At 43.8% G+C, this 21266-nt stretch carries 21 protein-coding genes; 12 read left to right on the top strand and 9 right to left on the bottom strand.

What is annotated here, in order from left to right; genetic code table 11:
* Positions 1-108 precede the first annotated feature (108 nt).
* Together M8998_RS10980 and M8998_RS10975 are read right to left on the bottom strand one after the other, a co-directional pair.
* Positions 109-1800 (bottom strand): FISUMP domain-containing protein, encoded by a 1692-nt coding sequence (locus tag M8998_RS10980; RefSeq protein ID WP_249992683.1) that lies wholly within the window; start codon positions 1798-1800, stop codon positions 109-111.
* Between the two features lie 17 nt (positions 1801-1817).
* A complete protein-coding gene (locus M8998_RS10975; protein ID WP_249992681.1) occupies positions 1818-1976 on the bottom strand; it encodes a hypothetical protein in 159 nt (52 codons plus the stop codon).
* A 324-nt stretch (positions 1977-2300) separates the two neighbouring features.
* Here M8998_RS10975 and M8998_RS10970 point away from each other — a divergent pair, with 324 nt between their 5' ends.
* The 7 genes from M8998_RS10970 to M8998_RS10940 all read left to right on the top strand — a co-directional run bounded on the left by M8998_RS10970 (position 2301) and on the right by M8998_RS10940 (position 11112).
* Positions 2301-4961, top strand: a complete 2661-nt coding sequence (locus tag M8998_RS10970) for a hypothetical protein (RefSeq protein ID WP_249992679.1) — start codon at positions 2301-2303, stop codon at positions 4959-4961.
* Positions 4962-5025: 64 nt separating this feature from the next.
* On the top strand, positions 5026-5796 hold the full coding sequence (locus M8998_RS10965; protein ID WP_249992677.1) for an enoyl-CoA hydratase/isomerase family protein: 771 nt from the start codon (positions 5026-5028) through the stop codon (positions 5794-5796).
* A gap of 1 nt (position 5797) precedes the next feature.
* Positions 5798-6670 (top strand): SDR family oxidoreductase, encoded by an 873-nt coding sequence (locus tag M8998_RS10960; protein ID WP_249992675.1) that lies wholly within the window; start codon positions 5798-5800, stop codon positions 6668-6670.
* 2 nt (positions 6671-6672) lie between these two features.
* Positions 6673-7332: a hypothetical protein gene (locus M8998_RS10955; protein WP_249992673.1), complete on the top strand. Its 660-nt coding sequence runs from the start codon at positions 6673-6675 to the stop codon at positions 7330-7332.
* Positions 7333-7407: 75 nt separating this feature from the next.
* On the top strand, positions 7408-9147 hold the full coding sequence (locus M8998_RS10950) for a phospho-sugar mutase (RefSeq protein WP_249992672.1): 1740 nt from the start codon (positions 7408-7410) through the stop codon (positions 9145-9147).
* Between the two features lie 39 nt (positions 9148-9186).
* Positions 9187-9732, top strand: coding sequence for an NUDIX hydrolase (locus M8998_RS10945; RefSeq protein ID WP_249992671.1), 546 nt, complete (start codon positions 9187-9189; stop codon positions 9730-9732).
* 60 nt (positions 9733-9792) lie between these two features.
* On the top strand, positions 9793-11112 hold the full coding sequence (locus M8998_RS10940; protein WP_249992670.1) for a nicotinamide mononucleotide adenylyltransferase: 1320 nt from the start codon (positions 9793-9795) through the stop codon (positions 11110-11112).
* Between the two features lie 8 nt (positions 11113-11120).
* Here M8998_RS10940 and M8998_RS10935 read toward each other — a convergent pair whose 3' ends face one another.
* On the bottom strand, positions 11121-11387 hold the full coding sequence (locus M8998_RS10935; RefSeq protein WP_249992669.1) for a hypothetical protein: 267 nt from the start codon (positions 11385-11387) through the stop codon (positions 11121-11123).
* A gap of 2 nt (positions 11388-11389) precedes the next feature.
* A complete protein-coding gene (surE, locus tag M8998_RS10930) occupies positions 11390-12172 on the bottom strand; it encodes a 5'/3'-nucleotidase SurE (RefSeq protein WP_249992668.1) in 783 nt (260 codons plus the stop codon).
* An 87-nt stretch (positions 12173-12259) separates the two neighbouring features.
* Here surE and M8998_RS10925 point away from each other — a divergent pair, with 87 nt between their 5' ends.
* Entirely contained in the window at positions 12260-13087 is an 828-nt protein-coding gene (locus M8998_RS10925) for an N-acetylmuramoyl-L-alanine amidase (protein ID WP_249992667.1), read from the top strand.
* 14 nt (positions 13088-13101) lie between these two features.
* Here M8998_RS10925 and nadD read toward each other — a convergent pair whose 3' ends face one another.
* From nadD to dnaN, 5 genes are all read right to left on the bottom strand, one after another.
* Positions 13102-13683 carry a nicotinate (nicotinamide) nucleotide adenylyltransferase gene (gene nadD / locus M8998_RS10920; RefSeq protein WP_249992666.1) on the bottom strand — a complete coding sequence of 194 codons (582 nt, stop codon included), beginning with the start codon at positions 13681-13683 and terminating at the stop codon, positions 13102-13104.
* 7 nt (positions 13684-13690) lie between these two features.
* On the bottom strand, positions 13691-14260 hold the full coding sequence (gene gmk / locus M8998_RS10915) for a guanylate kinase (protein WP_249992664.1): 570 nt from the start codon (positions 14258-14260) through the stop codon (positions 13691-13693).
* A 7-nt stretch (positions 14261-14267) separates the two neighbouring features.
* Positions 14268-15143, bottom strand: coding sequence for a YicC/YloC family endoribonuclease (locus M8998_RS10910; RefSeq protein WP_249992662.1), 876 nt, complete (start codon positions 15141-15143; stop codon positions 14268-14270).
* A gap of 84 nt (positions 15144-15227) precedes the next feature.
* Positions 15228-15899 carry a DedA family protein gene (locus M8998_RS10905; protein ID WP_249992660.1) on the bottom strand — a complete coding sequence of 224 codons (672 nt, stop codon included), beginning with the start codon at positions 15897-15899 and terminating at the stop codon, positions 15228-15230.
* Positions 15900-15913: 14 nt separating this feature from the next.
* On the bottom strand, positions 15914-17035 hold the full coding sequence (dnaN, locus tag M8998_RS10900; RefSeq protein ID WP_249992658.1) for a DNA polymerase III subunit beta: 1122 nt from the start codon (positions 17033-17035) through the stop codon (positions 15914-15916).
* A gap of 86 nt (positions 17036-17121) precedes the next feature.
* Here dnaN and M8998_RS10895 point away from each other — a divergent pair, with 86 nt between their 5' ends.
* The 4 genes from M8998_RS10895 (at position 17122) to lpxK (ending at position 21190) form a co-directional block, all read left to right on the top strand.
* A complete protein-coding gene (locus M8998_RS10895) occupies positions 17122-18270 on the top strand; it encodes a DNA polymerase III subunit (RefSeq protein ID WP_249992656.1) in 1149 nt (382 codons plus the stop codon).
* A 94-nt stretch (positions 18271-18364) separates the two neighbouring features.
* Entirely contained in the window at positions 18365-19654 is a 1290-nt protein-coding gene (locus M8998_RS10890) for a PSP1 domain-containing protein (protein WP_249992654.1), read from the top strand.
* 1 nt (position 19655) lies between these two features.
* Positions 19656-20132: a gliding motility lipoprotein GldH gene (locus M8998_RS10885; protein WP_249992652.1), complete on the top strand. Its 477-nt coding sequence runs from the start codon at positions 19656-19658 to the stop codon at positions 20130-20132.
* Positions 20129-21190 carry a tetraacyldisaccharide 4'-kinase gene (lpxK, locus tag M8998_RS10880; protein WP_249992650.1) on the top strand — a complete coding sequence of 354 codons (1062 nt, stop codon included), beginning with the start codon at positions 20129-20131 and terminating at the stop codon, positions 21188-21190. Before M8998_RS10885 ends, lpxK begins: the two co-directional genes overlap by 4 nt.
* Positions 21191-21266 lie beyond the last annotated feature (76 nt).

The raw sequence follows: 21266 nt of genomic DNA, 5'->3' as shown, positions 1-21266 counted from the left end.
CAGTCTATAATAGAAGACTGGCATTGCTACAATTAAATATTTTAAGCGTAGTGAACATATTTTCGGGCCAAATAACCTCTTAGAAAAAAGTGATTCCCATAAATAGCCTTACTGCTGCACACATCTTATCGACACCGCGAAGTTTCTATTATTTGATCCTACACCGATAGATGCACCTGCGTCCGGCTGCGTAATAAGCATTCTAAAGGCATTAGTTGCGCTGCTTGGATCCTCGGTAGATGTCCAATACGCTCCTGCATTACCTCGAGAAGCTAAATTTCTATTCTCGGGCACATAGTTTCCGGCTGCAGGAAAGGTCAGCATGACATCTCGATCTCTGCGGCTTCTAAAAACTTTTGCACTGGTATATCTTGTGTTTGATGCAGCCCAGTTGGTGCCATTGTTGTCTGCCTGCAACTGTGTGGTATTGTCAATTAAGTCTTGAAATTCTACTCTTGTCGGTACCCTCCATCCAGTAGGGCATGGGTCATTTGCCATTACTTTTGTCGGACTATTCAAGTTACCACTATTCCAAGCACCATTTGCTGCCCGTGTTGTCCATGCAGCATTTTCTGTAGCTGTAGCCCCTGTTGTTGGTGTTGCTCTCACAGCAGGGCGGCCCCATTGATAATAATTGCCAAAAAGAGACTGAAAATTGCCCGAAGGAGGGTTATCTGGGTTCACATTGGTTGGCGCGCCCAAATTTCTTCTCATCCAGTAACGTCCACCAATCAGAGCCGCATCTTGACCTGCAAAGGTTTCAAAGCGATCTGTAGGAAGAATCCGCAATCTCAGAAAATAACCAGAGCCGGGCCTTAGCTCTACATTATTAAGTGTTAAAGCTGTTGTCCTACTTAAAGGCCCTATAGTTAGAGAGTTAACAGTCAACGCCCCATTGCCCTGATCGGTCGCCATCCAAAACAAATTGCTTGTCGATACATCTTTGTTTAATTCCGATTGAGGAAAAGTGATTGTCGTAGTCGATGTACCTCCGCTAAATGTAACCTGCTGAGATGCTAGGTTTATTTGCGCCCCAGACCGCGTCGATGATAAGGTTGTGTTACCTATACTCGTGATCTGATAGCCATTGGTTCTTGAAGCATCAACTACCACTCTTACTGGTGTAAACTTATACTTAAAGATGATATTTAAATTTGTCGTCTGAGTCGGGGCTACAGTAATCAACCCAGAACCATACATCATCAACTGAGGATTAGTGGCCGGATTAATCGACAATGAGCTATTTATTGTTGTTGATTGTATCGATTCGTTAGGTGCCGTATTCGTATTATATGAGTACGCGATGAAAGAATACCGACCGCTGGGCAGGGTCAAGTCTTGACCATTGGCAGCGGAAACGGCTCCACTTGCTGCAATATTGTAATTCTTATCGAGTACATAATTCCCAGATGCATCATAAACAACCATTCTGAAAACAATTTGTCGCAATATTGGGTTTCTGACGATTTCCGCCTTTGCGCTATTATTTATGCTCGAAGTGGGCGGTGTAAACGAAGCCGGGTCGACTACAAGTTCAGAAGAAATATAGAAGTCTTGATCAAATTCAAATTCTTCCATTATCTTTTTATCAGTACCTACATATTGAGCCTCTTTTTTGGTGGCAGCTCGACTGAACGAATTTTCAATACTATCTACCTCGTCTCCAGATACCGAAACCTTCAATATCACATTATCTCCTCCGAGCGCATCATTTTTGTCGGAAGAACAAGCAATGGTAAGTACAGCGAAATACATACAACCGAATGCGTAAGAAAATCTTGTTCTAATTTTTTTTGACATTATTCCTGTGTTTTATTTTACCAGTTAACATCAAATGGTTGCTCTACTGCATTGTATTCATCCTGGGCAAATGCACCATTCTCGACAGGTGTAACGGTGCTGACCGATCCAGCAGCGAATGCCTCTTCTACCTGCACTTCTACGACTTCTATTAAAGGAGATATATATTTTTTCATAGCTTATACTTTTGTAAAATGTATGCTTCCCGTAAGCACTGTAAAATACAGTTGGCAGATTCGAATAAAAAAACGCCTCAGCACATGGGAAAATTACAGCGGCGGCAAATATACAAATAACAGTCAAAAACAGAAATCGTGGATTGGATTGTGAAAATTACAAATTGTTTCTTGTGGATTTTTAGCCACAAACTCATTAGCGCCTTGACTACTAGCCACCTCCAAAATTACCTGAGGATGCTTTCTTCTACATATGCTCCAGGAACTTAGTGTTGATCAGCCAACGAAATTTTCGTAATTTGCATGAATGACATCCTGATTATTATGCTTAAACAAATCTGCTTATATGCAACTTTCTTGTGGGTAGGTGTCTTAAATGCACAAAGCATTGAGAATCGCCTAGACTCATCTCGTGAGCATTATGCACAAAACCAACAGGAAAAAATATACGTGCACACCGACAGAAATTATTATACCGTTGGGGAAACTATCTGGTACAAAACCTACAATACGATTGGTATTGCCAATATATTATCCATGCTAAGCGGAATCAATTATATAGAGCTGATTGACCCTAAAAACCATATTGTATCGGATCAACGGGTGCAGCTAGAAATGGGTTTGGGAGCTGGAAGCCTAACCCTAGCTGATACCCTTACAGAAGGAACTTATCGCCTGCGTGCCTACACGAATTGGATGCGCAACTTCCCGACAGATTCGTATTTTGAAAAAACGCTGGTAATCACAAACGGACGGACGGATAATGTCACGACACATACTACGCTACGGTCGGATGGCAAAGATTCTTTTGTGGCCGTGGAGTTGAAAACATTAAATGGAAACCCTCTTCCCAAAACTACGGTACGTTATCAAGTAATAGAGGGCGACAAGATCGTTCAAAGAGGAAGCGAACGAACGGATGAACAAGGGCTAATTTTAATCAAGGTAACCGATAAAAACAAAAATAAAGATATTCAGCTTTCTTTTGCGAATCTGGATGAGCGGCCGGTCTCGAAGGTCATTCATACGGCTTCGATAAAGCCGCAAAGCTCCGTTCAGGTACTTCCCGAAGGCGGAAGGATTCTAGCAGGTGCCTTAAATAATCTAGGGATTAAGGCCATCCGGACAGACGGATTAGGCGTGAAAGCACGATTAGAGATTGTCAATTCGCAACAAGAAATTGTTGGCGCCGCAGAAACCAACCAGTTTGGTATGGGCAGCATTTCATTTCTGCCCTCAAACCAGGAAAGCTACATCTTTCGTGCGCTAATAGATGGAGAAGAGGTTCAGCAGTTAGCTGCCCCACCAATTGAATCTAGTGGGATGTCATTTATGGTGAACAATCAAAATCCGAATAAACTATTCGCCCAGGTAAATCTTTCAGACGATCAGCTTTCTGAGGAACCAATGTATATGGTGCTACACCACTTAGGCACTCCCTTTTATGCCTCACGTCAGCCTAAAAACCGCAATGCCATGGTTTACAGTGTTGCGAAAGAGGCCTTACCTTCTGGCGTGATTACCATTTCGGTGTTAGATGCTAACTTCCAACCTGTGTTCGAACGCCCGATATTCCTCATGCAAGAACAAGACTTTGTTCCCCTCCAGATTAACATACCAAATAAAGTAGTTGGCGCCCGTGAAAAGGTGACGGTAAATATTGTCGCTGGCCTACCGGTGGATACTGCTCGACTCGCCTCTCTATCCGCTTCGGTCGTCAACCTGGCCAAGGTACAGGATACGATTGATCATAATACCAATATCTACAGTGCTTTATTACTCGAGGCAGATTTACAGGGACATATAGAATCACCAGGGTACTATTTCTCTTCCGGTGACCATGGCGAGAAGCTTGTGGATCTGGATAAATTGATGCTCACTCAAGGCTGGCGGAAATTTGACTGGCAGGAAAACCCAAATGCCGCAGACACCATCAAGGCATTTGAACCGGAAGATGGTTTGGAGATCAAGGGATATACAAAAAAGCTGGGGAGAAAGTCTGCTGCGCCCTTGTCTGAAGTACAGCTGATTTCTACCGATAACTTTACAGATTATATCGACACGATCAGCACCGAAGAAGGCTTGTTTCATTTTAAAAACTTGCTGTTTCCAGACAGTACTAAGTTTTTGATTTCTGCCAAAGATCAAAAAGGCAAAAATAATATTGATATCGTTTTGGACATGCCGCCACCACCGACCATTGACGCTTTACTTGGTGGGCAAAATGACGCGAACACCATATATTTAAATGAACTGCTGGCCTCAAAACAATTCTTTCGTGAATTGGAGCAGAAGGGATTGATGTCGAACACCATAGATATAGAAAGAGTAGTGGTGACCCGCCAGGAAAAGAAAGTACCAGAGCACTCCCGAAATTTAAATGGAGCCGGCAACGCGGATCAAATTTTGAGTTGGGAAGATATAGAACTATTTCCTACACTGGATATGCTGAATGGCCGGCTCTTAGGGGTCTATTTTCAGGGAGGTATTCCGTACAGTACTCGCAGCAGGGCTCCGATGCAGGTGGTGCTTGATGGCATGTATGTTGAGGGAGATATGCTATCCACTATTCCGGTCATGGATATTGCCAGTATAGAAGTTTTGAGAAATATTAACTATACTTCCATTTACGGTTCGTTCGGCGCGAATGGCCTTATCATCATCACGACCAAAATCGGATCAGAAGGCCGCCTCAACTATGTGCCCAAAGGCATTTTATCATTCACAGCAAAGGGTATTTCTGCTGCTAAACAATTTTATACCCCAACGTATGAAGTGGGTTCAGAACAAACGTTCACCAACGATTTACGCACCACCATCCATTGGGCGCCTTTTGTGGCAACGGACGAGGATGGGAATGCAAGTTTTGACTTCTACACTAGTGACGAACCGGGTGTATACCGCATCATTTTGGAGGGAATTGATATCCATGGAAGAATAGGCAGAAAAGTAGTGGACATGCCCGTGGATAATAAAATCGAATAATATTTCCACAATCAATTGAGCCACTTACTTGTTATCCAAATACAGTAACCATTAGATTATAAACATGAGTGAATTTTTAAAAACGCATATAGATGAACATGTGATGCACGTCATCCTGCATCGTGGAAAGAGTAATGCCATGCACTTGGAAATGATCCGGGAGATAAATGACACCTTTATCGATGCGGAAAAAGATCCGGCATTGGAAGGCGTAGTGATTACCGGTCACGAAGGTTTCTTTACATCTGGGCTCGACCTGATCACCCTGTACGGTTACGACGAATACGAGATGGAGACCTTCTGGCATGCTTTTATCGACCTGTTGTACACGCTTACAGCCTTTCCAAAGCCTTTTGTCGCAGCTATTTCGGGACATAGTCCTGCTGGAGGATGTGTGTTAGCCATCGCGGCAGATGCCCGCGTTATGGCGGAAGGTGAATATATTATTGGGTTGAATGAAGTTCCAGTGGGCATCATTGTACCACACGGTATTTTTGATCTTTATAGTTTCTGGATTGGCGAAGCGCAAGCGTACCGATTTCTTTTAGAAGGTAAACTTCTGTCTCCGCAAGAGGCACTTCAAGTTGGCTTAGTAGATGAGGTAGTCGCTTTAGATAAGATTCAGCGTAGCGCTGTAAGGCATATTAAAAAGTACACACAGCTTGAAAAAAATGCTTGGCAACGCACCAAGCGAAACCTGCGGACACGGGTCTTGGAGAGCATGCGTGCAAATAAGGAGGAGACGATTAAAGAAATGCTGACGCAGTGGTGGAAACCCTCAACGCGAGCCGTGCTTAAGACCATAATCGATAATTTAACCGCTAAAAAAAGATAAAATGAATATACAAGGAGCACTACGTGATGATGCTTTGCAAGGCAAGACTGTCGTTGTCACAGGAGGCGGAAGTGGGTTAGGTAAAGCCATGTCCACCTATTTCTCGGAACTTGGCGCAAATGTCGTGATATCCAGCAGGAAGCTTCCCGTACTTGAAGAAGCCGCTAAAGAGATAGCAGACAAAACAGGTGGAAAGGTGCTACCTGTCGCCTGCGATATACGCCAGATCGAAGAAGTAGAAAACCTCTGGAAACGTGCTGAAGAAGAGTTCGGCCAGGTCGATGTACTGCTCAACAATGCAGCTGGTAATTTTATATCTCCTACAGAGCGACTCTCTGCCAATGCATTTTCTACCATTATCGACATTGTATTGAAAGGTACCACCAACTGTACGCTAACTTTTGGTAAGAAATGGATTGAGAGAAAACAAGCCGCCAGTATATTGAATATAGTCACTACCTATGCTTTCACCGGCTCGGGGTACGTAGTGCCTTCGGCAGTAGCAAAAGGAGGTGTACTTGCACTTACGCGCTCTTTGGCGGTAGAATGGGGTAAATACGGCATCCGAAATAATGCCATTGCGCCGGGTCCATTTCCTACAAAAGGTGCTTGGGAGCGGCTGCTTCCGGGCCACCTGGCAGAAGAATTTAGCTTCGAAAAAAGGGTGCCGCTAAAACGTGTAGGCGATCATCAGGAGCTAGCAAACCTGGCCGCGTTTTTGATATCAGATTTTGCAGGCTACATCAATGGAGAAGTGGTAACTATCGATGGTGGGGAATGGCTGCAGGGCGCCGGACAATTCAACGGACTGGAAGCCATCACTTCGGATATGTGGGACGACATTGAGCAATCCATCCGCAAAAACAATAAGTAATTATGCAAAGAAAATTTTTTGTCTTTCTGTTTGTTTCGCTCTTGCTGTTCATATCATGTACTAACACAAAGAAGCAACAAGAATCTGAGTCCCAAGATGATTCGGGCGTACTGCTAAATGAGGGAGATGCAAGCATCAGCAGTACTGGGGATCGCCGCTTTGTGTCGGACATGGTTACAGCTTTCATAAAGGCATATAATGACCAGGATAATGAGAAGATAAACAGCTATATTCATCCTGAAGCCGGCCTCATGGTTATCCATCGCCCTGGTGCTCTGGATTGGTTTGAGAAGGTGTCGAAGATTGACTTCGACAAGCCTGTACCCTCCTATTATCCTTATGCAAGCGCGGGAAACAACTATCAGATCAGTTACGAGATTGCGCCTAGGTACGATTGCAGTACAGAGAAGTGGAATAAAACCGGCCTGTTTGTAGATCTCACCACACAGACCAATTTCCTTGGTCCTATCGCTGCCAACTTAAAGGAGTACGATGATGTGGAGCTCGACCCAAACTACATCAAACAGATAGAGATGGCTGAGAAAAACAGCTACCGCGTAGTCGTAACGACCGAAGTTCCGCTTATTTTTCATGTGAAACAGTTTGATAATGGCTGGTACGTCACGATATTAGATCGTGGTTATGCCGACTGCGGTGCTTAAGTACCTCGAGTTACTAGATAATCTGCCATTAAAAGTTTATATTTAGTCCATTAAAATCGATAACAAAATTTATATATGTCTACAATTGATCTTGCTACCCAAGCCCGGGTAGATCGCTGGTTAACCGAAGAATACGATAGTGAAACCGTAGCCGCCGTACAACAACTGATTGACTCCAACCAGGAAACTGAATTGGTGGACTCTTTTTATAAAGCGCTTGAGTTCGGTACTGGTGGCCTTCGTGGAATTATGGGCGTCGGCTCCAATCGGATCAATAAATACACGCTCGGGCAGGCGACACAGGGGCTTGCAAACTATCTAAAGAAGCAATTCCCAGATCAGCCCCTAAAGGTGGCCGTATCGTACGATAGTCGTAATAATTCTCAAAAATTAGGGCATCTCGTTGCAGATGTGTTTTCCGCAAATGATATTGAAGTCTATCTATTTGAAGAACTTCGCCCTACTCCAATGCTATCGTATGCGGTTCGACATTTTGGCTGCCAATCGGGTGTGATGTTAACAGCATCGCATAACCCTAAAGAGTACAATGGGTACAAGGCGTATTGGAACGATGGAGGACAATTGGTGGCACCTCACGATAAAAATGTGATCGACGAGGTTAATGCTATCCAGTCGGTTCGCGACATCCAATTTGATCGTAAGGCAGAGCATATCCACTTGGTGAAAGAAGATTTCGATGAAACGTACATTCAGGCCAACAAAGCATTAAGCATCAATCCGGATATCGTAGCCGCACAGAAGGATTTAAAAATTGTCTTCTCTCCTATTCATGGTACAGGCATCACGCTAGTTCCTAAAATTTTAAAAGCTTGGGGCTTTGAAAACATACACATTGTAGCAGAGCAGGCGGAGCCAAATGGTAATTTCCCGACGGTAGTGTATCCAAATCCGGAAGAAGAAGAAGCCATGTCTATAGCGATGAAGCAGGGTAAAGAACTAGATGCCGACATCGTGATGGCGACGGACCCAGATGCGGATCGCGTGGGCTTAGCTGTAAAAAACCATGCCGGCGAAATTCAACTGCTTAACGGCAACCAAATTGGTAGCTTATTGACCTATTATGTGCTATCTGCACGCAAGGATAAAGGGCAACTGCGAGGAAATGACTTCGTCGTAAAAACCATCGTGACTACCAATTTGATTTCTGATATCGCCACTAGCTTTTCGGTAAAAACAGAGGAAACGTTGACTGGTTTTAAATTTATCGGTGAGATCATGACGAAGCTCGAAGGCCAGGAAAATTACCTAGTGGGTGGCGAAGAAAGTTATGGTTTCTTGGTTGGTGACTTGGTTAGAGATAAAGATGCGGTCAATTCCTGTGCATTTATCGCAGAGATGGCTGCTTATTTCAAGAGCCGTGGCAAATCCTTGTTCGATGTCTTAACAGAGTTATATACTACGTATGGCTGTTATCAGGAAAAGCTGATTTCTTTGACAAAGAAGGGAAAAGCCGGTGCGGAGGAGATTCAGCAGATGATGGCAGACCTACGCGCCAACCTACCAACTAGCTTGGGTGGCATTGCCGTGAAAGAAGTGCGTGATTATCACGCTTCTGTAGCTACTTCTCCGGCAGATGGCAGTACAAAAGCAATCGACCTGCCTAAATCAGATGTGCTGCAATTCATCACAGTCGACGGCGATGTGATTTCGGCACGCCCTTCCGGTACCGAGCCAAAGATTAAATTCTATTGCTCGGTGAAGACACCACTTCAAGACGCGTCGGACTATGATCAGACGGCCATCAAATTGGAAGAAAAAGTAACCCGGATTATGGCAGATATTGTCAAAGACTAGCTCGGGTTTTTACATCACGCATCAAAAAAAGCATTATACATGACGGAACCGTGGAAGGTCTTACAGTCTGAGTACATTATAAAGCGTCCCTGGGCGACCTTACGGGTCGACCAGGTGCAATTACCCAACGGCGCAGTAAAGGATGAATATTACATTCTGGAGTATCCAAAATGGGTAAATATGGTCGGCCTCACAGAAGATAACGAGATTATCTTCGCCCGGCAATATCGTCACGGTGCCGAAAAAGTGCTTTTAGAACTCCCTGCCGGTGTGGTAGAAGAAGGTGAAGAGCCAGAAACTGCTGCCCGCCGGGAAATGATGGAAGAAACCGGCTATGCATTTGATGAAGTGACCGAAATCTGCCAGCTCTATGCCAACCCGGCTACCAGCGGTAATATTACCTACACGTACGTAATGAAAGGCGGGCGTAAGGTAGCCGAGCAACAGCTTGATGATTCAGAAGATATTGAAGTCGTCATCCTGTCCGTAGAAGATGCTAAAAAACTATTGCTGGAAAATGGCATTGGCCAAGCTTTGCATACTTCGGCATTATTCTATGTATTGCATCATGAGGGTCTATTTTAGCTAACGGACTAGATGCATAATTAAATATATTAACCGCGCAAGAATTTATAACTTTGCCGCATGGGTAGAGAAATATACGAAACCAAGCGAAAAGCTCTTAAAATAAACCTTACGCCTGAGTTCTATGGCACATTTGCAGAAATCGGTGCCGGGCAGGAAGTGGCCCGTAACTTCTTCGAAGCTGGCGCAGCTTCAGGCACCATTGCTAAAACCATGTCTGCCTATGATATGGCTTTTTCCGATGCGATTTACGGAGCAGAAGAGTCTGGCAGGTACGTAAGCCGTACACGCCTTACAAAGATGATCAGCCGGGAATTTGCTCTGTTAGAAGAACGCCTGCATGGCGACAAGTACGACAAACGTCTTTTCTTTGCCTTTGCCAATACCGTTACGACACTTAATTTCAGTAAAACTAACGATCCGCATGGCTGGATTGGTATTCGCTTTCAGCACGAGGTGGGCAGTCCGCCAAATGACGTTATTATCCACATTCGTTTGCTCGACAGTGATAATACATTACAGCAAAAGGTATTGGGTATTATCGGCGTCAATCTTGTTTTTGCCGCCTATTACTACCGCGCTGATATACAGACATTAATTGAGTCTCTGGTAGACAACCTACCGACCGGATCGGTGGAAATCGACTTAGTAAAAGTTGCCGGCCCTGTATTTTCGAAAGTCAATGAACGCCTGATTAACCTATACCTTATCGCCAAAGGGTTTTCCAAAGCGGCCATTTTTCGGGTCGATGGAAAAGCCGCACAAGTCAAAGACTTTCTCTACAAAAAAGACATCATCATTCTGCGCACCAAATATCGCCAGAAATCCCTGCCTAACTTCGACCTGTTCAACAGTGCGGTAGAGCAGTTTAAGAAAAATACGAATGCCACCGACGAGAGCCTTGTCGTAATTATTGAGGTGCTGATGAGTAATGTATTGGACGAAGAGGTGAATCTCTCTGATGAGGATCTGGAGTACTTCGCAAAACGTGCAGAAGAGCTGTGTGCTACAGGAAATACCATCCTGCTATCCAACTTTTTGCGTAATAATTACTTGGCAGAGTTCTTGAATCAGTTCAAGCCGAAGAATATTGGTATCGCGACCAACATCTCGAACTTAAAAAACATCTTCAATTCCGATAATTATCAGAAAGAGAACTACACCAATGAGCTGCTATCCTACATCTCTGGCTTATTTAGCAAGAATGTAAAGCTATACGCTTATCCTTACTTACAAGGAAAGGATAACGCCATTATCACTACGGCGAATATGCCTGTATCAGCAGATGCTAAGCCGCTCTTCGATTTCTTGACCATGAACCAATACATTATCGATGTGGAAGGTTTTGACACCAAAGATGTGAAGACATTGAAATCTTAGTCAACAAATTATATAACAATTGTTTTCGTAATCACCGCGAGCAGCATGCCAAGGAATGTGACCAATACAATGCCTTTGCCCACCTGCTCGCGGTCGTTGCGGTAGCAATACCATACTGCAATTATGTTGCCGGTTAAGGCCAGCACATACAACCCCAATGGCTTTTGTGGCATCAGCTGCGCTATAATCTCCGAATGCTTCGTGAGCAGGTGCGCTATCACGGGTAGGATGACTCCTAAAATCAGTCCTAAAAACATATTGTTTTTGTGTTGCATCCTTAAGGTTTAGGGATATCAAAGCTCCAGGAATTTAACTCTGGAATCACGTGATGTGCCGTCATATCAAACTGTGTAGGAACCACCGATACATAACCATTATTCAACGCATACACGTCGGTATCTTCGCCGCGATCTTCTAATTGAAACTTACCGGTAAGCCAAAAATACTCTCGCTGATGCGGATCCATACGCTCTTCGAACTCTTCTACCCAACGACCTCCGGCTTGCCGACAGATTTTAATACCTTGCAGCTCGCTTACGTTCGGAAAGTTTACATTGAGTAATGAATGTTTAGGCAAACCGTTCTGTAATACTTGGGATGCAATACCACGTACATAATGGCGACAATGTTCGAAATTCGCATCATAAGAAAAATCATCTAGCGAGAATCCAATCGATGGAATTCCTTCAATTGCTCCTTCGACGGCTGCCGACATGGTGCCAGAATATAGGACATTGATCGAATTATTCAACCCATGATTGATTCCTGAGACACAAAGATCGGGTTTCCGTCCTTTGAAAACCTTGTTTACAGCAAGCTTAACACAATCCACAGGTGTACCCGAGCATTTGTACATTTCCACTTTTGGATATAGATCTACCTTATCTAGTCGCAATGGCTTTCCAATCGTAATGGCGTGCCCCATACCAGATTGCGGGCCGTCTGGTGCCACAACAACTACTTCTCCAAGATGCTGCATCTCTTCCATTAATACCTTTATGCCTGGTGCAGTGATACCGTCGTCGTTCACCACGAGTATCAGGGGTTTCTTTTTGACCATGTTGCGAATTTAACAAGAAATATCTTCGATTCGTTAGAACTTCGGTAAGATTTTTGCGGTGCATCGAACCAAATAAACTCAAACAAGATGAAAAACACAAGTGTTGTATTAGTAGCTACCGCTCTATTGCTGAGCGGTTGTGGAGGTGGAAAATATGCCGCCTCAGAAAAAATTTATCGACAAAAAGCCACTGCTTTTGGCAAGACCATCACAGCGCAGCCGGCCGAGAATCAATGGGAAAAAGTACCTGTAATTGAAAAAGAGTGGATCGCTTCCGTCAATTTTGGTATCAGAAAACCAAATTATGTGATGATTCACCATACCGCACAGAATTCTGCAGATGAGACCATCAAAACCTTTCAAATGGAGCCTACGCAAGTGAGTGCACATTACGTGATAGGCAGGGATGGCAAAGTAATACAGATGGTCAATGATTACTTTCGTGCCCATCATGCTGGTGCTGGTTTGTGGGGAAACAGTACGGATTTGAATTCTTCTTCTATCGGAATTGAATTAGATAATAATGGCACTACTGATCCATGGCCTGAGGTGCAGATTAATGCGTTGATCCAACTACTGACCCAAATCAAAGAAAACTACAAGATTCCGCAAGCAAACTTCATCGGCCACATGGATTTTGCACCTACGCGCAAGTCTGATCCGGCCAATTTTCCCTGGGACCGTTTGTCACAGGCAGGTTTTGGCTTCTGGTATGATGGTAACCTACAACCGGCCCCACAAGACTTCGACGTACGCGCTGCGCTACGTATTATCGGTTACGATATCAAGGATTTAGATGCTGCCATCAAAGGGTTTAAAAAGCATTATATTGCGCAAAGCGCTCTTGATGCTGCGCTCAATGAGCACGAACGTTCCATCTTATACAATATCTATTTGAAGTACCTTTACTTATAAGCAGAATTGGCGTCTTATCGACTATATAAGCCCTTCTTTTCGATAAAGTCTATTACCGTGTCGGGCGTCATAAACTGAACGCTCTGGCCCGCTTGAATAGCTTTTCGAATCGCCGTGGAGGATAACTCCATTTGAGGCGTATCTGTACGGGTAACAGCAGGATGAGCGATCAGCTCTCCTGCTTTATAACTTGGCCTTGGATACACCAAAATATTGTAATCTCGCAAAATAATATCGGCATTCTTCCATTTTTGAAAACCGGCGAGGTTATCTTCCCCCATAATCAGCACGAAATCGTGGTCTGGATAGCGTTCTTTCAGATAAACAAGTGTATCTATCGTGTAAGATGGTTGCGGTAAACTAAATTCAATATCCGATGCCCGAAGCCGATCACTGTCTTTGATGGCCAGATTTACCATCTCCAGACGGTCATACATATTGGCCAAACTTTTTTTGGTTTTGAAAGGGTTTTGTGGCGATACTACAAACCACACTTCATCTAGCGTGGTATAATGAGCCATATAGTTTGCAATAATCAAATGACCCACATGTACGGGGTTAAATGATCCGAAAAACAAACCGATGCGCTTACCCATTTTTGATTTAGGATTTGATAAAAGGAATCACCAGGTCTTCTGCTTGCTGGCACGCATCCTTTAGTTCGAAGTTATTCAGGATCACATCAAACTTATCCGCAAAGCTGAGTTCATGCTCTGCTTTTGCAAAGCGTTCCTGCAACTTTTCTGCACTGTCGGTACCCCTGCCGGCTAAACGTTCTTTTAAAACTGTGAGTGATGGTGGATTTACAAAAATAGCTAAGGCCTGCTCTGGAAATTTTGATTTTAAGCGAAGTCCGCCCACCACATCGATATCAAAAATTACATGCTTACCTTCTGCCCAGATACGCTCTACTTCAGAGCGTAGGGTACCATAAAAAGTGCCAGAATATACTTCTTCGAACTCAATGAAGTTTTGATGCGCTATCTTGTGCAGAAAGTCGTCTTTGGAGATAAAGTAATAATCTTTCCCATCTACTTCTTCGCCGCGTGGAGCACGGGTGCTTGCCGAGATAGAAAAGGCCAGATCATTCGGATATTTGTTTAATAAATGTCTTACTATGGTCGTTTTTCCTGCACCGGATGGTGCAGAAAAGATAATCAATTTGCCACTCATGCTACTCTTATAGTACGTTTAATAACTGTTCTTTTATTTTCTCCAGCTCTTCCTTCATCCGGACGACAATCTGCTGAATGTGGGCATTATTCGCTTTGGAACCCAAAGTATTAATCTCACGACCCATTTCCTGAGAAATAAACCCTAGTTTCTTTCCGCTTGGATTCGGCGCTTTCAACGCTTCTAGAAAATAGGTACAATGAGTTTTCAAGCGCACCTTTTCTTCGGTAATATCTAACTTATCGATATAGTAAATCAATTCCTGCTCGAAGCGGTTCATATCTACATTCTCTTTTCCAACCGCTGTATCCATATACTGAGCAATTCGCTCCCGAATTAGTGGAATACGATCGCCGTCCACCGATTCTACTTCCGTCTGGAATGTCATAATATCTTCCACACGCTTTTTCAGATCGGCACTGAGCACGCTTCCTTCATCCAAACGGAATTGATTGAACTTTTCAATGGCTTGATAGAATGCCTCAAATAAAACACTCACCTCTTCCTCATCTGTTTCCTCCTCATTCGACCCCACCACGTCAGGCATCTGCAACGCGAGTTGCAACAAAGGCGATTGATGATCACCGACCGCATCCGCCAAGCCCTTCAGTTGGGCAAAATATTTCTTGAATAAGGTTTCGTTGATGGTAGATGATTTAGCCGTCTGATCTGCATATTCCGCGGTAACCATGATATTGACCTTTCCGCGCTCAATTAGTTTGCCGCTTTCCGCGCGCAGCGCTAATTCTTTATCAGAGACATGCTTGGGCAAGCGTAAACTCAGCTCTAAAAACTTCGAATTGAGGGATTTTATCTCTACAGTATATTTAACAGTCTGGTTTTCTGCCAGACCTGTACCGTAGCCGGTCATGGATTTTATCATACGCAAAGGTACACATTGTAAAAATATTAGGCCTCCTTCGAAACAAATAAATCTACCCGTGTACGGTGGTAATCTGCGTAATAGTTATGATAAGGTAGAATCTTCCGTCGCCTTGGGGCCTTTTCGATCCTTGATCATCTGGATAATCGGCGGTACGATAGACAAGCCTATGATAGCAAAAATCACGATGGTAAAATTATCTTTGATCACTGGAAGACCGCCAAAAAAGTAGCCGATAAATAAAAAAGAAGTTACCCATAAAATTGCCCCTACAACATTGTAGGACGCAAATTTTCCATAAGGCATGGATCCTACGCCCGCCACAAATGGCGCAAAGGTTCTGATGATGGGTATGAATCGAGCATAAATGATCGTCTTACCACCATGACGCTGGTAAAATTGCTCGGTACGCTCCAGGTATTCACGCTTTAAGAAAGGTACTTTGCCGCTAAAAACACGAGGCCCAAGATACTTGCCGACATAATAGTTGACCATGTCGCCCAAAATTCCGGCAACCATAAGCAGCCCCCACATAAAAAAGATATTCAACTCCGTCTCCGGCTTAGCAATAATTGCTCCTGCGGCGAATAACAAGGAATCTCCTGGAAGAAACGGTGTAACCACCAAACCGGTTTCTGCAAAAATGATGAGAAAGAGGATAAGATATGTCCAGGTCTTATAATCATTGACGATCTCCACCAGGTGATCGTCAATGTGTATGATGAAATCAATGATTCCGTATAAAATATCCGTCATCGCAGAGGTGCTGACTAATTATTGTTTAACATCACCGGCATAACCAGCATCAAGACATCTTCGTTTTCTTCTTTGATGGCTGGGAATAATAATCCGGCACGGTTCGGTGTACTCATTTCTAAGGTTACTTCTTCCGAACCTAAGTTGTTTAACATCTCTACCAAGAAACGTGCATTGAAGCCAATTTCCATATCGTCCCCTTCGTACTGACAGCTCAGGCGCTCATGCGCTTCGTTAGAGAAATCCAAATCCTCTGCCGAGATGTGCAGTTCGCTTCCGGAGATTTTCAATCGTACCTGATGCGTCGTTTTATTGGCAAAAATGACCACACGACGTAAAGAGTTCAAGAAACTAGCGCGTTCCACTGTCAATTTATTAGGATTAACCTGCGGAATAACAGCCTCATAATCTGGATAACGCTCATCAATCAATCGACAGATCAGTGATACATGGCCGAATTGAAAGAATGCGTTGGTATTGTTGTATTCGATAGATACATTGATATCATCTGAAGGCAACGAAGACTTCAAAAGGTTCAAAGCTTTTTTCGGTAAAATTAATGATGTAGGCTTCTCTGCACCGATGTCCGTACGACGATAGCGTACTAATTTATGTGCATCTGTAGATACAAAAGTGATCGATTGCTCCGCCAGCTGTACATATACGCCCGACATAGCCGGTCTCAGCTCATCGCTACTTACCGCAAAGATGGTTTTGCTGATAGCTTCCGCCAGAATCGGTGCCGAAATATTCACCGTGGAGATATTATCTACTACCGGGATCTTTGGAAAGTCATCGGCATTCTCGCCACTCAACTTGTATTTACCATCTCCTGCACTAATCTCGATAGCCATGGTCGTGGTATCTACGGAAAAAGCAACCGGTTGGTCTGGAAGCGTTTTCAATGTTTCGATCAAGATCTTGGATGGCATCGCAACACGCCCTTCTTCTTTGGCTTCTATCTGCAGAGAAGTTACCATACTGGTTTGCAGATCAGTCGCAGAAATGGTCAGTTCATTGTCCTTAATTTCGAACAGAAAGTTCTCCAGAATGGGCAAAACCGTGCTACTGCTAGATGCTCCGCTAATGGCCTGCAATTGCTTTAATAAAGTGGATGTGGATACGATAAACCTCATTTGTAGTTGGCTATTTATACTGCAATAATACAAAAAGATTCCAACTTTCTTCCAAGGTTTTTTCGTTACTTTTGTAGGAATCTGCTATGCGTTTTGAAAAAATAATAGGTCACGACAGCGTTAAACAACATCTTGTTCGTACAGTTCAGGATAACCGGGTAAGCCATGCCCAATTATTTCTTGGGCCCGAGGGTTCCGGCTCGTTAGCGTTGGCCATTGCGTACGCACAATACATTAATTGCGAAGACAAGCGAGAAGCAGATAGCTGCGGAGTGTGTGCCTCTTGCCGCAAGTACGAAAAGCTAATCCATCCGGATTTGCACTTCTCTTATCCCTTTTTTGCTAAATCGTCTGGCGAAGTTGCCATCAATTATATTGAGGCTTGGCGACAGGCTTTTACAGAAAACCCATACCTAGGGATGAATACATGGCGTCAGCAGTTTGATGCACAAAACAAACAGGCAAACATCAACATTGCGGAAGTACATGATATCATTAAGAAATTAAGTTTCAAGACCTTCGAAGCGGAGTATAAGGTGCTGATTATGTGGTTACCAGAATACCTGGATACACAAGGAAATGCTCTGTTGAAACTCATTGAAGAACCGCCCGAGAAAACGCTGTTTTTGCTGGTGGCAGAAAATCAGGATCGTATTCTGAACACCATCATCTCCCGGACACAACTGGTAAAAATTCACAAGTTATCGCATACCGACGTTGATCGGTACCTCACGAAAGAAAAGGGGGTAGATCCACTCAAAGCGGGAGAAATATCTTTTTTGGCGGACGGCAACCTGCAATCGGCATTGGAGCTGTTGCATAGTGATAGCAACGCTTACTTCGATCTGATGATCCAATGGCTGCGTTTGGTCGTTACAGATACGGGGCTCAAGCTGATTCAATTGTCGGAAATTGACTTCCCAAAATTGGGGCGCGAAAACCAGAAAAACTTCCTGATGTACACTGTTGGCATGATGCGTCAGATCGTACTGAAATCACAGGGACTGGAAAGTTTGATTTTCCTGCAAGACAAAGAATTGGATTTTATTACTAAATTTAGTGAAATATTTACACTGGAACAATTAAGCGCAGGGGTAGATCTACTGGAAAAAACGCACTACGCCGTAGAGCGAAATGCAAATGCTAAAATATTATTTTTAGACCTATCTTTGCAGTTAGTTTTATTGTTCAAATACAAAACGTTCCGCCAAGAGGCGGACTCAATATATATATAGACATATGGGATGTGGAAGTTGCGCATCCGGCGGAGGTTGCGGAAGCAAATCTCTAGGGACCGTACCGGCAGGTTGTAATAACAACGGCACGTGTATGACCAGCGGATGCAATAAATTGGATGTTTACGATTGGCTGACCGACATGGATCTGCCCTCTAATTATAAACCGTTTGACATAGTAGAAGTTCGTTTCAAAGGATCTAGAAAGGAATTCTTTGTAAATACTGAAAACCTATACCTGGAAATGGGTGAAATGGTTGCAGTAGAACCATCTACCGGTGGCTACGATATCGGACACGTATCGCTGACAGGCGAACTCGTACGATTACAGCTGAAAAAGAACCGGGTGAAGGGCGAAGATGTGGTGAAGAAAGTGTATCGCAAAGCCAACGAGAAAGACGTAGAAAAATTTAACGCAGCGAAAGAGCTGGAGTGGGAAACCATGCACCGTGCCCGAAAATTGGCGTTAGATCTGGGGTTATCGATGAAAATCTCGGATGTAGATTATCAAGGTGATAAAACGAAGGCGACCTTTTTCTACACGGCCGAAGGCCGGGTGGATTTTCGGGAATTGATCAAACGAATGGCAGAATCGTTTCGCATTCGCATCGAAATGCGACAAATTGGTATGCGTCAGGAAGCGAGCCGATTAGGTGGTATTGGCTCTTGTGGCCGTGAACTATGTTGCTCTACCTGGCTGACGGACTTTAAAACAGTCTCTACCTCAGCTGCTCGGTATCAGAATCTTTCTTTGAATACGTTGAAGCTGGCTGGGCAGTGTGGTAAATTGAAATGCTGTCTGAACTACGAGTTGGACAGTTATATGGATGCCCTGAAGGATATTCCGACAGATATTGATCGCATTGACACGGAGATCGGGATGGCATACCTGCAAAAAACCGATATTTTTAAGAAAACAATGTGGTTTTCGTACCCAAAAGCGGAAAACTGGATTCCATTGACCGTAGATAAGGTGCGGGAATTCGTACAGATGAACAAAGGCGGACAAAAACCAGCAGAGCTTCTTTACGTAGAACCGGAAGAAACCAAGGTGAAGCCAATCAATTACGACTATGAGAACGTAGTCGGACAAGATAGTCTGACCCGCCTAGACGACCGCAACAAGAAGAAACGCCGTAAGAAAAAGCCTGTAGCTAAAACTGCTGGTGGAGATACAGAAAACAGATCGTCGGAAAATCGTCCTCCGCGTCCTCCAAAACCACCACAGGCTAAGGGAGATAAAGGGAATGCAGAAAATCAAAAACCAAGAGCTGCCGCTACTGGCGACGCTACAGAAGGAACTGCTAGGCCGCGTCCAAAAAGACGGAATAACAACAATAGAAACCGAGACAGAAGAAATAATAACGATAGTAAGCCGGAATAGTATGCTGAGAGTGCATAGTATGATATATCTTGGCTTTTTTTTAGGACTATTGTTGCTGGCATCCTGTGATCCGCATATTGCGTACGAGAAAAATACAAGGATCAACGATTGTCGCTGGAATCGGGACTCTGTAGCCCAATTCGATGTACACATCGTGGATGCTTCTCAGCCGTATGAAGTATCGGTTACTATTCGGCATAATAATTTTTACCCCTATAATAACCTAGTATTTTCTTTAGAACAGCGGCCTGCTTTGAAAGATGATACTACAGGTACGGTAGAGCTTTCTTTGGCCAAGTCCGATGGCCGATGGATTGGCCAATCTGCCGGAAACCTGTATCTTATTAATCACACCGTTTTAGAAAGATATCACTTCCCAGATACCGGTATGTACCAATTTTCCGTAAAGCATCATATGGAAGATCACCAACTGAGAGGCATCACAGATGTGGGGTTAAAAATTGCTCAGAAGCCATGATTGGCCTGTTGCGCTGGCTTCTGTTGCCTATTTCGCTCTTATACGGCTGCGTCGTCTGGCTACGCAATTTCTTGTATGATCGGGGCATATGGCACAGCAAATCTTATCCAGTCCGGAGTATCGTAATAGGTAACCTTGCTGTGGGTGGTAGCGGCAAAACTCCAATGACTGAATGCCTAATCCGATGGTTCAACAGCGATTACAAAATAGCGACGTTGAGCCGTGGATACGGCCGTAAAACAAAAGGGTTTCGTTATGTACAAATAGATGATAGTGCGATCGCAACAGGCGATGAACCTTTACAATTTAAACGGAAGTTTCCTCAACTCACTGTGGCGGTGTGTGAAGACCGTCGTACGGGCATAGAAACCTTGCTTAGCGAACATAATCTTATCCTGCTGGACGATGCCTATCAGCATCGCCGTGTGGCTGCTAGCTGCAATATTTTGCTGTTCGAATATGCTTCTTTACTTGGCCCGATTATCCCGCTGCCTACCGGAAATTTTCGGGATATATTGCCGCAGGCAAAAAGAGCACATATTATCGTAATCACTAAAATCCCAAAAGATCTATCTGTACATCAGCGCGCCGCTATCATAAAGAGATTAAGGAAACATAGTGATGCGCCTATTTACTTTGCTTCTATTGCATACGGAGCCCCTAAAGCCCTTTCGCGGCCAAATGATATGACGACTAATTCATCATTGGTGGAACTGAGGGACAAGCATGTACTATTGGTCACCGGAATTGCTAATCCGACTCCGCTCATAGACTACGTACGCCAACAAGCTCAATCAGTACGAAATATTGCTTTGCCGGATCATCATGTATTTACACCGACAGATTACGAACAGATTCAAGTTAGCTACACGCAATTGGCGTCTCAAGGAGATACGATACTTATTACAACGGAGAAAGATGTACAACGATTGTCTATCCATTCTCTGGCGAGTATACCCTGTTATTATATACCGATTACCTTTGTTTTCGATGAAGAAGACCACATCCGCCAAGATGTAATTAACACATTAGCCCGTTATAGTGTAAATGAACCTTAAGAGAAGTTAAAAACTGTTTGTTTTTATTTTGTCCGAAATACATTCTCCACTTTTGTTAAAAGAAAAAGGAGAAATG

The organism is Sphingobacterium sp. lm-10, from assembly GCF_023554555.1.
Classification (GTDB): Bacteria; Bacteroidota; Bacteroidia; order Sphingobacteriales; family Sphingobacteriaceae; genus Sphingobacterium.
This window is presented reverse-complemented; position numbering and strand designations above follow the sequence as displayed.

Coding starts and splice junctions, on each gene's coding strand:
- M8998_RS10980 (WP_249992683.1), bottom strand. CDS start 1,800: ATGTCAAAAAAAATTAGAACAAGATTTTCTTACGCATTCGGTTGTATG.
- M8998_RS10975 (WP_249992681.1), bottom strand. CDS start 1,976: ATGAAAAAATATATATCTCCTTTAATAGAAGTCGTAGAAGTGCAGGTA.
- M8998_RS10970 (WP_249992679.1), top strand. CDS start 2,301: ATGCTTAAACAAATCTGCTTATATGCAACTTTCTTGTGGGTAGGTGTC.
- M8998_RS10965 (WP_249992677.1), top strand. CDS start 5,026: ATGAGTGAATTTTTAAAAACGCATATAGATGAACATGTGATGCACGTC.
- M8998_RS10960 (WP_249992675.1), top strand. CDS start 5,798: ATGAATATACAAGGAGCACTACGTGATGATGCTTTGCAAGGCAAGACT.
- M8998_RS10955 (WP_249992673.1), top strand. CDS start 6,673: ATGCAAAGAAAATTTTTTGTCTTTCTGTTTGTTTCGCTCTTGCTGTTC.
- M8998_RS10950 (WP_249992672.1), top strand. CDS start 7,408: ATGTCTACAATTGATCTTGCTACCCAAGCCCGGGTAGATCGCTGGTTA.
- M8998_RS10945 (WP_249992671.1), top strand. CDS start 9,187: ATGACGGAACCGTGGAAGGTCTTACAGTCTGAGTACATTATAAAGCGT.
- M8998_RS10940 (WP_249992670.1), top strand. CDS start 9,793: ATGGGTAGAGAAATATACGAAACCAAGCGAAAAGCTCTTAAAATAAAC.
- M8998_RS10935 (WP_249992669.1), bottom strand. CDS start 11,387: ATGCAACACAAAAACAATATGTTTTTAGGACTGATTTTAGGAGTCATC.
- surE (WP_249992668.1), bottom strand. CDS start 12,172: ATGGTCAAAAAGAAACCCCTGATACTCGTGGTGAACGACGACGGTATC.
- M8998_RS10925 (WP_249992667.1), top strand. CDS start 12,260: ATGAAAAACACAAGTGTTGTATTAGTAGCTACCGCTCTATTGCTGAGC.
- nadD (WP_249992666.1), bottom strand. CDS start 13,683: ATGGGTAAGCGCATCGGTTTGTTTTTCGGATCATTTAACCCCGTACAT.
- gmk (WP_249992664.1), bottom strand. CDS start 14,260: ATGAGTGGCAAATTGATTATCTTTTCTGCACCATCCGGTGCAGGAAAA.
- M8998_RS10910 (WP_249992662.1), bottom strand. CDS start 15,143: ATGATAAAATCCATGACCGGCTACGGTACAGGTCTGGCAGAAAACCAG.
- M8998_RS10905 (WP_249992660.1), bottom strand. CDS start 15,899: ATGACGGATATTTTATACGGAATCATTGATTTCATCATACACATTGAC.
- dnaN (WP_249992658.1), bottom strand. CDS start 17,035: ATGAGGTTTATCGTATCCACATCCACTTTATTAAAGCAATTGCAGGCC.
- M8998_RS10895 (WP_249992656.1), top strand. CDS start 17,122: ATGCGTTTTGAAAAAATAATAGGTCACGACAGCGTTAAACAACATCTT.
- M8998_RS10890 (WP_249992654.1), top strand. CDS start 18,365: ATGACCAGCGGATGCAATAAATTGGATGTTTACGATTGGCTGACCGAC.
- M8998_RS10885 (WP_249992652.1), top strand. CDS start 19,656: ATGCTGAGAGTGCATAGTATGATATATCTTGGCTTTTTTTTAGGACTA.
- lpxK (WP_249992650.1), top strand. CDS start 20,129: ATGATTGGCCTGTTGCGCTGGCTTCTGTTGCCTATTTCGCTCTTATAC.